General features: G+C 73.5%; 11 protein-coding genes. 9 read left to right on the forward strand and 2 right to left on the reverse strand.

All coding sequences use genetic code 11. From position 1 onward, the window contains the following. Positions 1-91 precede the first annotated feature (91 nt). Positions 92-904, reverse strand: coding sequence for a class II aldolase/adducin family protein (locus FRAAL_RS06145; RefSeq protein WP_011602607.1), 813 nt, complete (start codon positions 902-904; stop codon positions 92-94). A gap of 181 nt (positions 905-1,085) precedes the next feature. On the opposite strand from FRAAL_RS06145, the gene FRAAL_RS06150 reads away from it, so the two are divergent. After that, entirely contained in the window at positions 1,086-1,862 is a 777-nt protein-coding gene (locus tag FRAAL_RS06150; protein ID WP_041938910.1) for an aquaporin, read from the forward strand. A gap of 90 nt (positions 1,863-1,952) precedes the next feature. Here FRAAL_RS06150 and FRAAL_RS06155 read toward each other — a convergent pair whose 3' ends face one another. Beyond that, on the reverse strand, positions 1,953-3,281 hold the full coding sequence (locus FRAAL_RS06155; RefSeq protein ID WP_041938911.1) for an aminotransferase-like domain-containing protein: 1,329 nt from the start codon (positions 3,279-3,281) through the stop codon (positions 1,953-1,955). Between the two features lie 283 nt (positions 3,282-3,564). Between FRAAL_RS06155 and FRAAL_RS06160 the strand changes: the two genes are divergently transcribed. The 8 genes from FRAAL_RS06160 (at position 3,565) to FRAAL_RS06195 (ending at position 12,747) form a co-directional block, all read left to right on the forward strand. Further along, positions 3,565-4,404 (forward strand): nitrilase-related carbon-nitrogen hydrolase, encoded by an 840-nt coding sequence (locus FRAAL_RS06160; protein ID WP_041938912.1) that lies wholly within the window; start codon positions 3,565-3,567, stop codon positions 4,402-4,404. A gap of 27 nt (positions 4,405-4,431) precedes the next feature. Then, positions 4,432-5,901 (forward strand): dihydropyrimidinase, encoded by a 1,470-nt coding sequence (gene hydA, locus FRAAL_RS06165; RefSeq protein ID WP_011602611.1) that lies wholly within the window; start codon positions 4,432-4,434, stop codon positions 5,899-5,901. 77 nt (positions 5,902-5,978) lie between these two features. Next, positions 5,979-7,469 carry a CoA-acylating methylmalonate-semialdehyde dehydrogenase gene (locus FRAAL_RS06170; RefSeq protein WP_011602612.1) on the forward strand — a complete coding sequence of 497 codons (1,491 nt, stop codon included), beginning with the start codon at positions 5,979-5,981 and terminating at the stop codon, positions 7,467-7,469. A gap of 4 nt (positions 7,470-7,473) precedes the next feature. Then, complete coding sequence (locus FRAAL_RS06175) at positions 7,474-8,619, forward strand: TIGR03842 family LLM class F420-dependent oxidoreductase (RefSeq protein WP_041938913.1); 1,146 nt, start codon at positions 7,474-7,476, stop codon at positions 8,617-8,619. Next, positions 8,616-9,620: an ABC transporter permease gene (locus FRAAL_RS06180; RefSeq protein WP_011602614.1), complete on the forward strand. Its 1,005-nt coding sequence runs from the start codon at positions 8,616-8,618 to the stop codon at positions 9,618-9,620. Before FRAAL_RS06175 ends, FRAAL_RS06180 begins: the two co-directional genes overlap by 4 nt. A gap of 40 nt (positions 9,621-9,660) precedes the next feature. Then, positions 9,661-10,662 (forward strand): ABC transporter ATP-binding protein, encoded by a 1,002-nt coding sequence (locus FRAAL_RS06185; RefSeq protein WP_083866718.1) that lies wholly within the window; start codon positions 9,661-9,663, stop codon positions 10,660-10,662. Continuing rightward, positions 10,659-11,453, forward strand: a complete 795-nt coding sequence (locus FRAAL_RS06190; RefSeq protein ID WP_011602616.1) for an ABC transporter permease — start codon at positions 10,659-10,661, stop codon at positions 11,451-11,453. The genes FRAAL_RS06185 and FRAAL_RS06190 overlap by 4 nt, the downstream gene beginning before the upstream one ends. Before the next feature lie 151 nt (positions 11,454-11,604). Continuing rightward, complete coding sequence (locus FRAAL_RS06195; RefSeq protein WP_231861533.1) at positions 11,605-12,747, forward strand: ABC transporter substrate-binding protein; 1,143 nt, start codon at positions 11,605-11,607, stop codon at positions 12,745-12,747. Positions 12,748-12,763: the final 16 nt, after the last annotated feature.

Genomic DNA, 12,763 nt, shown 5'->3' on the forward strand with positions numbered 1-12,763 from the left:
AACGACATCGTCACCTGGCTCCCGCTTGTCCGGAGGCCTCGGTGTCCGAAATATCCCTCTGGACAAGCAGGGTGCCGGGCGGTCTCGGGGGCTAGCCGATCGTCCGCTCGGCGGTGCGCACCGCCCACTCGCACAGCCACTCCACCGCCTCGGCCCGGTGCCGGGCGGCGAGCAGGTCGGCGCCCCAGACGTACATCCCGTGCCGGGCGACGAGGACCGCGGGCGTCAACGGTTCCCACGCCGCGGCCACCCGGCCGGCGAGCACGGCCATGTCCTGGCTGTTCGCGACGACCGGCAGCCGAACCAGATCCCCGTCGGCCGCGCGGCCGAGCGCCTTGAGCATCTCGTGGTCGCGCAGGACCAGCCCGGTCGGGAACCGGTCGGCGGCCAGCACGGAGGCGACCGTGTGCAGGTGGACGACCGCGCCGGCCCCGGTCAGACCGATCAGCCGGGCGTGCAGGACGGCCTCCGCCGACGGTCGCCGCGGTGCCCCGCCCGTCGCCCGCGTCCCGCCCGCGTCCGTCGGCGTCCCGCCCGCGTCCGTCGGCGATCCGCCCGCGTCAGTCGGTGCGCCGCCCACATGTGTCGGCGCGCCGGCATCGTCCACCTCGACGGCGTCGGCGGCGGTGAGGGCGCCCTTGTCCAGGCCGCTCGCGGTGACGAGGATCCGCAGGGGATCCCTTCCCACGACCACCGAGAGGTTGCCGGAGGTCGCCCGCATCCAGCCGAGCCGCGCGAAGCGCGCCGCCTCCCCGGCAAGCGCGGCGCCCGGTCCGAACCCACCGCCGTCACCGCGGCTGGTGCCGTCCCTGCCGCCGTCGCTGCTGCCGCTGTCACTGCTGGCACCGCTGCCGCCGGGGTCGGTGCGGCTGTCGTCGCCGGGCGCCGCCGGTGCCGTGGACATGGCGCGAGTATGGCCGCGCCGACGGGACTTCGCGGCACATCCGGCCCGTTCCGCGATGGCGGGTGAGTGATCATCTGGCGGGGTCGAAAACCCTGTGGAACGATTCAGGCGCTTGGAGTAACTAGGTGGACGTGCCGCCCGGCTGCTGCCGGGGCGGTCCCGGCGGCGGAGGGGGTGCCGAGTGCGCAGGTACCTGGTCGAAGGTCTCGGAACATTCGTGCTGGTCCTCGGCGGAGTGGGGACGGCGGTGCTGGCCCGCGACGCCGTGGGCGTGCTCGGGGTCGCGCTGGCGTTCGGGCTTGCGCTGCTGGTGTTGGTGTACGTGATCGGGCCGATCTCCGGCTGTCACGTGAACCCGGCGGTGACCCTCGGGCTGTTGCTGTGTCGGAAGATCGAACCGAGGCATGCGTTCGGCTACGTCGCGGCACAGTGCGTGGGTGCGATCGTCGCCGCGGGCACGGTCTGGCTGCTCGCCGACGCGGGGCCGTTCGGATACTCGCCCGGCCTGGAGGGACTCGGTGCCAATGGCTACGGCGTGCACTCACCGGGCGGTTTCGGCCTCGGCGGCGTCTTCCTCGTCGAGGTCCTGCTCACCGCGCTGCTGGTGGGCACGGTGCTCGGCGCGACCGACGTCCGGGCGCCGTTCGGCTTCGCGGGCCTCGCGATCGGGCTGGTCCTCGTCCTGTGCAACCTGATCAGCATACCGCTCGACGGCACCTCGGTGAACCCGGCCCGCTCGCTGGGACCGGCCGTCTTCGTCGGGAGCTGGGCACTGGGGCAGCTCTGGCTGTTCATCCTGGCGCCGGCGATCGGCGCCGGGCTCGCCGCGGCCGTCTATCTCGGCCTGCAACCGGGGTCGCAGGTCAGCGCGTCGACCGCCGAGGCCGAGCTGCCGCAGGAGTCGCTGACCCGGATCGCCCGGGAGACCGCCCGGCTCATCCGCGGCGGCGTCGAGTAGGCCGGCCGTCGAGTCAGCCAGGCGCGGTGCGGCATGCCGTGCCGTGGCGGGGCGGGGCGTGGCGTGGTGCGGTTCGGCGGCTGGGGGGCGTCAGACCTGGGCGGCGTCGGCGAGCGCGTCGGCGGTCGCCTCGATGAGCTCGTCGGCGACGAGCCCGACGGTGACGCGCAGGTGGTCGCCGTCGAGCGGGGCCGCCTCGAAGGGCGTGCCGGGCGCGGCCCCGATGCCGCGGGCGGCGAGCGCGACCAGGGCGACCTGTTCGTCGGCGACGTCGATCCACAGGTTGATGCCGTCCGCGCCGACCGCCCGCACCCCGCGCGCGTCGAGCGCGTCGAGCATCCGTTCCCGGCGCGCGCAGTAGCGGGCGCGGGCGTCGGCGAGGGTGCGTTCGGTGGCCGGGTCCTCCAGCAGCTCGGCGAGGACGGCCTGCAGCAGCCGGCTCGACCAGCCCGGGCCGAGCAGCCGGCGGGTGGCCACCGCCTCGACGGTGGCGGCGACTCCGCCGACGGCGGCCAGGCGCAGGTCCGGCCCGTGACTCTTGGAGAAGCTGCGGATGTGCACGCAGGACGCCGGCAGGTGGCGGCCGAGGCTCACCGGTGCCGCGAGGGCCACGTCGCCGGCGTGGTCGTCCTCGATCACGGTCACCCCGGTGCCGGCGAGCAGCTCGGCGAGTTCGCGGGCGCGGTGCTCGGTCATGCTCACCCCGGTCGGGTTCTGCGCCCGCGGCTGCAGGTACAGCGCGACCGGGTGGGTGGCCAGGGCCTCGCGCACCGCGTCGGGACGCACCCCGGCGGCGTCCGAGGGCAGCGCGACGACCTCCGCGCCGACCAGTTCCAGCAGGTCGAGCAGCGGCGGGAAGCAGGGGTTCTCCACCATCACCCGGCTGCCGTAGCCGACCAGCGCACCGGTCACCCGGTCGAGGGCGTCCATGGCCCCGTCGACCACCGTGATCGCCTCGGGAGAGAACGGCCAGCGGGCCCGAAGCGCTGATTCCAGCCCGGGCAGCACGGGGTCGTCGAGGTAGCTGGTGGTCAGGTTGCCGCGGGCGATCCGGGCCAGCACGGGGGCCAGGTCGGGCAGCAGCGCCGGGTCGGGGGTGCCGGTGGAGTAGTCCCGCCCGATCCGGCCGGGGCTGCGGGTGACCCGCCGGTAGCGCCGCGCCCCGCCGACGGTGGGCGCGGCGCCCTCCAGCACGAAGGTCCCCGCCCGCCCGCGCGGCACGATGACCCCGGCGCGGGCCAGCGTGCGCCAGGCCTGGCTCACCGTGGTCGGGCTCGTGCCGAGGATCGCGGCCAGTTCCCGCACGGTGGGCAGCCGGGTCCCGCCGGGCAGGCTCCCCGCGGAGACCAGCCGGCTCACCGCCCCGGCGATGCCTCGCGCGGAGCGGTCGTCCACCGCGGCGGCGATCAGTTCGAGCATGGCGTTCGTCCCCCGCCTGTAACAAATGGTAACAACAGGACGATTGTCCGGGTTGAAGTGTGACAGTAGTCTGCGGTCACGCAAAACCGATCCTCCGGCGTGTGCGGACCGGCGTGCGTGGACCGGCGACGGGGTACGGCGAACAGCGCCGGACCGGTCCGCGGCGGTGCGCGGCGGTGCGTGGAAGCGGTACACGGCGAATCTGACACAACAGATTTCTACGGCAGACCGTCGGGGCGAACGCGCGGTGGCCCGGCGGGCCGGCGACAGGGGTGGTGCAGGCATGTCCAGGGTGATTCGAGCCGCTCTCGTCCAGGCCCGCTGGACCGGCGACAAGGAAACCATGACCAAGGCGCACGAGGAGTACGCCCGATCCGCCGCCGCCGCCGGGGCGAAGGCGATCTGCTTCCAGGAGCTGTTCTACGGCCCGTACTTCTGCCAGGTGCAGGATCCGGCCTACTACGCCTACGCCGAGTCGGTCCCCGGGCCCACGACCGAGCGTTTCCAGACGTTGGCCGCCGAACTCGGCATGGTGATGGTGCTGCCGATGTACGAGCAGGAGCAGCCCGGCGTGCTGTACAACACCGCGGCCGTCGTCGACGCCGACGGCCGCTATCTCGGCAAGTATCGGAAGACCCACATCCCGCACGTGACCGGGTTCTGGGAAAAGTTCTACTTCCGGCCGGGAAACCTGGGATTCCCGGTCTTCGACACCGCGATCGGGCGGGTCGGCGTCTACATCTGCTACGACCGGCACTTCCCCGAGGGCTGGCGGGCCCTCGGCCTGAACGGCGCCGAAATCGTGTTCAACCCGTCGGCGACGTCCCGCGGCCTGTCCAACTATCTGTGGAAACTTGAGCAGCCGGCCGCGGCGGTCGCCAACGAGTACTTCATCGGCGCGATCAACCGGGTCGGGATCGAGGATCTCGGCGACGACGACTTCTACGGCACGTCCTATTTCGTCGACCCCGAGGGCACCTTCGTCGACGGCACCGGCGACGCGCACGAGCCCGAGCTGCTGGTCCGCGACCTCGACCTCGACCTGCTGGCCGAGGTGCGCAACCGCTGGGCCTTCTACCGGGACCGCCGCCCGGACGCCTACGGCGACCTCACCGCCCCCTGACCGCCCACCGCAAGGAGGAGCTGACCGATGAGGACGCTCATCACGGGTGGGACGCTGGTCGGACCGCTCGGCGCGACCCCGACCGACGTGCTCGTCGACGGCGAGACGGTGGCCGCCCTGCTCGCCCCGCCGGTCCCGATCGACCCGTCCGCCCGGGGCGCGGCCGGCGCCGCGACGGCGGCAGCGAGCGGCACCGGCCGGCCGGTGGTCGACGCCGATCGGGTCATCGACGCCACCGGCAAGTACGTCATCCCGGGCGGGGTCGACGTGCACACCCACATGGAGCTGCCGTTCGGCGGCACAGCGGCCTCCGACACGTTCGCCACCGGCTCGGCCGCCGCGGCCTGGGGCGGCACGACCACGATCGTCGACTTCGCCGTGCAGCGCACCGGCGAGGTCGTCGAGGAGGGCCTGACCGCCTGGCACGCCAAGGCCGCCGGGCAGTGCGCGATCGACTACGGCTTCCACATGATCATGGGTGGGGTCGACGAGGCCGCGCTCAAGGCGATGGACTCCCTCGTCGCCCACGAGGGCGTCACCAGCTTCAAGCTGTTCATGGCCTACCCGGGCGTGTTCTTCAGCGACGACGGCCAGATCCTGCGGGCGATGCAGCGCGCCGCCGAGTCCGGCGCCACGATCATGATGCACGCGGAGAACGGCCTGGCCATCGACGTCCTCGTCGCCCAGGCGCTGGCCCGCGGCGACACCGATCCGATCCACCACGGCCTGACCAGACCGCCGGCGCTGGAGGGCGAGGCCACCCACCGGGCGTCCGTGCTCGCCCAGGTCGCCGGCAACCCCCCGCTGTACTTCGTGCACCTGTCCGCCTCCGAGGCCCTCGGAGTGATCAGCGCCGCCCGCACCGCCGGGCGCAACGTGTTCGCCGAGACCTGCCCGCAGTACCTGTACCTCAGCCTGGAGGAGCATCTCGGCGCCCCCGGCTTCGAGGGCGCCAGGTACGTCGCCTCCCCGCCGCTGCGGACGAACACCGCCCCGCACGCCGACGACCTGTGGCGCGGCCTGCGCACCGACGACCTCGCCGTCGTCTCCACCGACCACTGCCCGTTCTGCCTCAAGGAGCAGAAGGAGCTCGGCCGCGGCGACTTCTCGAAGATCCCCAACGGGATCGGGACCGTCGAGCACCGCATCGACCTGATCTACCAGGGAGTCGTCACCGGGAAGATCTCGCTGCAGCGGTGGGTCGAGACCTGCGCGACCACCCCGGCGCGGATGTTCGGCCTCTACCCGCGCAAGGGTGTCGTCGCCCCCGGCTCGGACGCGGACATCGTCGTCTACGACCCGAACGCGACGACGACGATCAGCGCCGCCACCCACCACATGAACCTCGACCACTCGGCCTGGGAGGGCTTCGAGATCGCCGGGAAGGTCGACACGGTGCTCTCCCGCGGATCCGTCGTGGTCTCCGACGGCCAGTTCCACGGCCGCGCCGGCCACGGCCGCTACGTTCCCCGCGGCCTGTCCCAGTACCTGCGGTGACCTGCTCTGACCTGCACTGCTCTGACCTGCCCTGACCTGCACTGACCTGCGTTGACACGGAAGAGGGAGGTGCGGCGATGCGGACGATCGGCCATCTCATCGGTGGGGCCGAGGTGGCGGACGCCGCCGGTCGCTACGCGCCGGTGTGGAATCCGGCGACCGGCGAGCAACAGGCCCGCGTCGCGCTCGCCTCGGCGCAGGAGGTGCGCGCCGCGGTCGCCGCCGCCCGCACGGCGGCCCCGGGCTGGCGGGCGACGCCGCTCGGCCGCCGCGCCGAGGTGATGTTCCGCTTCCGCGACCTGCTCGACGCCGGCCGCAAGGAGGTCGCCCGGCTGCTGACCGCCGAGCACGGCAAGACCCTCGACGACGCGCTCGGCGAGATCGCCCGCGGCCTGGAGAACGTCGAGTTCGCCTGCGGCGCCCCGCACCTGCTGCGCGGCGGCTACTCGGAGCAGGTCTCCGCCGGCGTCGACGTCCACGAGGTGCGTCAACCGCTCGGCGTCGTCGCCGGCATCACCCCGTTCAACTTCCCGGCGATGGTGCCGCTGTGGATGCTCGCGAACGCGCTGGTCTGCGGCAACGCGTTCGTGCTCAAGCCCAGTGAGCGCGACCCGTCCCCGGCGCTGTTCCTCGCCGAGCTGCTCGGGCGTGCCGGGCTGCCGGCGGGCGTGCTCAACGTGGTGCAGGGCGACAAGGTCGCCGTCGACGCGCTGCTCGACCATCCCGACGTCGCCGCGGTGAGCTTCGTCGGCTCCACCCCGATCGCCCGCTACGTCTACGAACGCGCCACCGCCGCCGGCAAGCGGGTGCAGGCCCTCGGCGGGGCGAAGAACCACCTGGTCGTCCTGCCCGACGCCGAGATCGCCGCGGCCGCGGACGCCGCGGTGTCGGCCGCCTACGGCTCGGCCGGTGAACGCTGCATGGCGGTGTCGGTGGTCGTGGCGGTCGGGGAGGTCGCCGACCCGCTGGTCGAGGCGATCGCCGCGCGGGTCCGCGGCATCCGGGTGGGACCCGGCTACGACGAGGCCAGCGAGATGGGACCGCTGATCACCGCGGCGCACCGGGACCGGGTCGCCGGCTACCTCGACGTCGCCACCGCCCAGGGGGCGAGCGTCGTCGTCGACGGCCGTACCGACCCCGCGACCAGCGGCCCCGGCTTCTTCCTCGGCGCGAGCCTCGTCGACCACGTGCGGCCGACCAGCGCCGTCTACACCGACGAGATCTTCGGCCCGGTGCTCGCCGTCGTCCGGGTCGCCGGCTACGACGAGGCGCTGCGGTTGATCGAGGACAACCCCTACGGCAACGGCGCGGCGATCTTCACTCGCGACGGCGGGGCCGCCCGGCGGTTCACCGCCGACGTCGAGGCCGGGATGGTCGGCGTCAACGTGCCGATCCCGGTGCCGGTCGCCTACTACAGCTTCGGTGGCTGGAAGGGTTCGCTGTTCGGCGACCTGCACATGTACGGCCCGGACGGGATCCGCTTCTACACCCGGACCAAGGTCGTCACCTCCCGCTGGCCCGACCCGGCGACGAGCGCGGTCGACCTCGGCTTCCCCCGGACGAGGTGACCCGGTGGACGTCGGAGTGGTGCTGCAGACGAACCCGCCCGCCTCCCGGGTGGTCGACCTCGCCCGGCAGGCGGAGAACCTGGGCTTCAGCCACATCTGGACCTTCGACTCCCACCTGCTGTGGGAGGAGCCGTTCGTCATCTACAGCCAGATCCTCGCCGCGACCCGCAAGGTGCTCGTCGGGCCGATGGTGACGAACCCGGCGACGCGGGACTGGACGGTCACGGCGTCGCTGTTCGCCACCCTCAACGAGATGTTCGGCAACCGGACGATCTGCGGGATCGGCCGGGGCGACTCGGCCGTGCGGGTCCTCAACGGCAAACCCGTGTCGCTGGCGACGCTGCGCGAGTGCGTCGGCGTCGTGCGGGAGCTCGCGAACGGGCGTAGCGCGCAGGTCGGCGGCAGCACCGTGCGTTTCCCGTGGGGCGCGGCGAGCCGGCTCGACATCTGGATCGCCGCCTACGGGCCGAAGGCGCTGGCGCTGACCGGGGAGATCGGCGACGGGTTCATCCTCCAGCTCGCCGACCCCGACATCGCCGCCTGGACCATCCGGGCGGTGCGCCGGGCCGCCGAACAGGCCGGGCGAGACCCGGCGGCGGTGAGGTTCTGCGTCGCCGCCCCCGCCTACGTCGGCGCCGCGGACCCGCTGTCGCTGGCCCACCAGCGCGACCAGTGCCGCTGGTTCGGCGGGATGGTCGGCAACCACGTCGCCGACCTCGTCGCCCGCTACGGCGCGAACGGCTCCGTGCCGACCGCGCTGACCAGCTACATCGCCGGGCGCACGGGCTACGACTACAACGAGCACGGCCGGGCCGGCAACGCCCACACCACGTTCGTCCCCGACGAGATCGTCGACCGGTTCTGCCTGCTCGGCCCGCCCGAGGCCCACATCGAGCGGCTGGCGCAGCTCGCCGAGCTCGGTGTCGACCAGTTCGCCGTCTACCTGCAGCACGACGCCAAGGTCGCGACCCTGGAGGCCTACGGCGAGACGGTGATCCCCGCCGTCGCCGGGACGGTCCGCGCGACCAGCGCCGGCACCCAGCCTCCCGCCCCGATCGCCCCGGCGACCTCGGCGCCGTCGGCGACGCCGCCCGCGGTGCCGCCCGCCGTAGTGTCGACAGACGACCCGACTGAGGCGGCGGGCGGATGACCGACGCCGCCCTGTCGACGGCCGCGGCGGCGACCGCGGCCGGTCCCGCCACCGGGTCCCCGCCCGCCGGCGACCTCGCGGGCCCCGACCCGTTCGGCCTGCCGCCGCGACGGCAGGCCTCGGCCGCGGCCGCGGTGCGGGACCGACTGCGCCGGGGTGTCCTCGCGCTCGTCGCGATCGTGCTGCTGTGCGCCGTGTGGGAGGGCTACAAGGCGATCGGGTCGCCGCAGGGCACCCGGCTGTTCGGCGCTCCGGTGCTGCCGCGGACCACGGACACGGCCATGCCGCACGTCTGGTCGGTGCTGGCCGAGCTGGGCCGGCCCGAGCTCAGCCTGCGCGACGACCGCACCGTCGGGGAGTCGGTGCTGCGCGGCATGTGGTTCTCGTTGCGGGTGGCGCTCGCCGGCTTCGGGGTCGGGGTCGCCGTCGGCGTGCTGCTCGCCGTCGCGATGGCCCGCCTGCGGGTGCTGGAACGCGGGCTGCTGCCGTACGTGATCGCCAGCCAGACCGTCCCGCTGGTCGCGCTCGCCCCGCTGGTGGCCGGCTGGGGCGGCCGGCTGCACCTGGGCGGCCTGGAATGGCAGCGCTGGATGTCGGTGGCGCTGATCGCCGCCTACCTGGCGTTCTTCCCCGTCGCCGTCGGGATGCTGCGCGGGTTGCAGGCGCCGGCGGCGGAGTCGGTGGAGCTGATGCGCAGCTACGCGGCGTCGTGGTGGCAGACGCTGATCCGGCTGCGGCTGCCGGCCTCGGTGCCGTACCTGATGCCGGCGCTGCGGCTCGCGGCCGCCTCGGCGGTGATCGGCACGGTCGTCGCCGAGATCTCCACCGGCACCCGCGGCGGCGTCGGGCGACTGATCATCGACTACTCCATGTCGGCGAGCAGCGACGCGACCCGGCTGTACGACGCGGTGCTCGGCGCCGCGGTCACCGGGCTGGTCATGGCCGCCGCGGTGGCGTTGCTGGAAGCGGCGGTCGGCCGCCGGTGGGGTCGTCATGCCTGACGGCCCGCGCGGGCGGCGCACGGAAGCGAGGACGAGCGGCATGACGGCGCAGCCCATCCCGGCGGCGGGCACGGCCGAGGCGGCGGGCACGGCCGAGGCGGCGGACGCGGCGCCGGCCACCCCGGCCACCCCGGCCACCCCGGCCACCCCGGCCACCCCGGCCACCCCGGCCACCCCGGCCACCCCGGCCACCCCGGCCACCCCGGCCACCCCGGCCGCAACAGCCACCCCGGACGCGGCGGTGGTGGTGCGCGGGGTGACGAAGGCGTTCGACGTCGCCGGGGCGGCGCCCACCGTGGCGCTGACGGACATCGACCTGACGGTCACCCGCGGCGAGTTCGTCTCGCTGATCGGACCGTCCGGCTGCGGGAAGTCGACGCTGCTGCGGCTGGTCGCCGACCTGATCCCGCCGACCCGCGGGGAGATCCTCGTCGGCGGCCGGCCGGCGCGTCAGGCCCGCCTCGACCAGGACTACGGCATCGCCTTCCAACAGGCCGGCCTGTTCGGCTGGCGCACCGTGCTCGGCAACGTCGAACTGCCGCTGCAGGTCCACGGGATGCGCAAGGCCGAGCGCCGCGCCCGCGCCCGGGAGCTGCTCGACCTGGTCGGGCTCGCGGACTTCGCCGGCCACTGGCCCGACCAGCTCTCCGGCGGCATGCAGCAACGGGTGGCCATCGCCCGCGCGCTGGCCGAGCGGCCCCGGCTGCTGCTGCTCGACGAGCCGTTCGGCGCCCTCGACGAGATGACCCGCGAGCGCATGCAGGCCGAACTCGCCCGCATCCGGCGGGAGACCGGGACCACCGTCATCCTCGTCACCCACTCGATCCCCGAGGCGGTGTTCCTCTCCGACCGGGTGGCGGTGATGTCGGCGCGGCCGGGGCGGATCACGGCCATGGTTGCGGTGGAGCTGGCGGCGCGGACCGGCGCGGGCCGCGGCGTCGACAGCACCGACCTGCGGGAGCAGCCCGAGTTCTTCGCCGCGGTCACCGCCGTGCGCGAGGCGCTGCGCGCCGGCGACTCCAGCGGGGTCGGGGTCTCGTGAGCGGGGTTCGGCTGCCCGCCCGGGTGCTGGCCCGCGGCCGGGTGTTCCTGCCACCGCTCGTCGTCGCGGTCGTCGTCCTCGGCGCCTGGCAGGCGTTCGTCGACCTGGGCGACGTGCAGCCCTACCTGCTGCCGAGCCCGTCGGCGATCGCCCACCAGTTCCGCGAGCACACCGGTCCGATCCGGTCGGCGGCGTGGGTCAGCGGGGTCAACGCGGCGGTGGGGTTGGCCCTTGGCGCGATCGCGGGGCTGGTCGCGGCGGTCGTGGCGGCGCGCTCCCGGTTGATCGACGGAATGCTCGCCCCGGTCGCCGCCGCGATGAACGCCATTCCGATCATCGTGCTGGCCCCGCTGTTCAACGCGATGTTCTCGACGACGTCGTCGGTGCCGCGGCGTGCGGTGGTCGCGGTCGTCGTGTTCTTCCCGGTGTTCGTCAACACCGCCCGCGGGCTGCGTGAGGTCGCCCCGGTGCACCGCGAGCTCATGCGCAGCCTCGCGGTCGGGCCCTGGCGGTTCGCCCGGACCGTGTCGCTGCCCGGGGCGCTGCCGTTCTTCTTCACCGGGCTGCGGCTGGCCTCGTCGCTCGCGGTCATCGCCGCGGTCGTCGCCGAGTACTTCGGCGGCCGGCAGAACGGCCTCGGATCGCGGATCACCTCGGCGGCGGCGAACAGCGCCTACCCCCGGGCCTGGGCGTTCGTCGTCGCGGCCTGCCTGCTCGGCCTGCTGTTCTACCTGGTCGTCCTGGCGGTGGAGCGGGCGGCGACGCCCTGGCGCCGGCATGGCGGCCGATAACTCCACCTACCACGAACCGGGAATCCGGCGTACCTACCCGACCCGGCATTCACGCACGAGGGCCGGCACTCATCGACGAGGGCCTGCATTTGTTCACGGGCGCCTGCACTTATTCACGAGGGACAGTGGGAGCGACATGAGAAGGAAAAGGATGCTGGGCGGGCTCGCGGCCGGGTTGGCCGCGGTGCTGGCCCTGGCCGCCTGCGGCTCGGACGGGGGCAGCAGCGGCTCGGCCGCGTCGACGACCGGCACCGGGGCGAAGCTCACCCCGGTGAAGCTGCAGTTGCAGTGGTTCACCCAGGCGCAGTTCGCCGGCTACATCGCGGCGAAGGAGAAGGGCTTCTACCGCGACGCCGGTCTTGACGTCAGCCTGCTGGAGGGCGGCACGGACATCGTGCCGCAGACGGTGCTGGCGCAGGGGCAGGCCGACTTCGCCGTCGCCTGGGTGCCGAAGGCGCTGGCCTCCCGTGAGCAGGGCGCGCAGATCACCGACATCGCGCAGATCTTTCAGCGCTCCGGCACCCGGCAGGTCAGCTTCGCCGACGCCGGCATCGGCGGGCCGGCCGACCTCAAGGGCAAGAAGGTCGGCAACTGGGGCTTCGGCAACGAGTACGAGCTGTTCGCCGGCATGACGAAGGCCGGGCTCGACCCCGGCGGGGACGTCACCCTCGTCCAGCAGCAGTTCGACATGAACGCGCTGCTCTCCGGCGACATCGACGCCGCCCAGGCGATGAGCTACAACGAGTACGCCCAGGTGCTGGAGGCGAAGAACCCGAAGACCGGCGAGCTGTACAAGCCGTCGGACTTCACCGTCGTCGACTGGAACGACGTCGGCACCGCCATGCTCCAGGACGCGGTGTGGGCGTCCACCGACAAGCTCCAGAAGGACCCGGCGTACCAGCAGACCGCGACGAAGTTCCTGACCGGTTCGCTGCGCGGCTGGATCTACTGCCGCGACCACGCCCAGGAATGCCGCGACCTGGTCGTCGCCGCCGGCTCCAAGCTCGGCGCCAGCCACCAGCTCTGGCAGACCAACGAGGTCAACAAGCTGGTCTGGCCGTCACCGGGCGGCATCGGGATGGTCGACAAGGCGGCCTGGGACCGGACCGTCCAGATCGCCAGGGCGACGAAGAACGCCGACGGCCAGACCGTCCTCACCAAGGCCCCCGAGGGCCTCGCCTACACCAACCAGTACGTCCAGCAGGCGCTGGCGTCGCTCAGGGCGGACGGCGTCGACGTCACCGGGTCGAGTTTCAAGCCGCTGACCGTCACCCTGAACCCGGGCGGCGGCTGACCCGTCCCACCGCCGC

Origin of the sequence: Frankia alni ACN14a, from assembly GCF_000058485.1 — a bacterium.
GTDB lineage: Bacteria > Actinomycetota > Actinomycetes > Frankiales > Frankiaceae > Frankia > Frankia alni.

Coding starts and splice junctions, on each gene's coding strand:
- FRAAL_RS06180 (WP_011602614.1), top strand. CDS start 8,616: ATGACCGACGCCGCCCTGTCGACGGCCGCGGCGGCGACCGCGGCCGGT.
- FRAAL_RS06155 (WP_041938911.1), bottom strand. CDS start 3,281: ATGCTCGAACTGATCGCCGCCGCGGTGGACGACCGCTCCGCGCGAGGC.
- FRAAL_RS06145 (WP_011602607.1), bottom strand. CDS start 904: ATGTCCACGGCACCGGCGGCGCCCGGCGACGACAGCCGCACCGACCCC.
- FRAAL_RS06160 (WP_041938912.1), top strand. CDS start 3,565: ATGTCCAGGGTGATTCGAGCCGCTCTCGTCCAGGCCCGCTGGACCGGC.
- FRAAL_RS06195 (WP_231861533.1), top strand. CDS start 11,605: ATGCTGGGCGGGCTCGCGGCCGGGTTGGCCGCGGTGCTGGCCCTGGCC.
- FRAAL_RS06185 (WP_083866718.1), top strand. CDS start 9,661: ATGACGGCGCAGCCCATCCCGGCGGCGGGCACGGCCGAGGCGGCGGGC.
- FRAAL_RS06170 (WP_011602612.1), top strand. CDS start 5,979: ATGCGGACGATCGGCCATCTCATCGGTGGGGCCGAGGTGGCGGACGCC.
- hydA (WP_011602611.1), top strand. CDS start 4,432: ATGAGGACGCTCATCACGGGTGGGACGCTGGTCGGACCGCTCGGCGCG.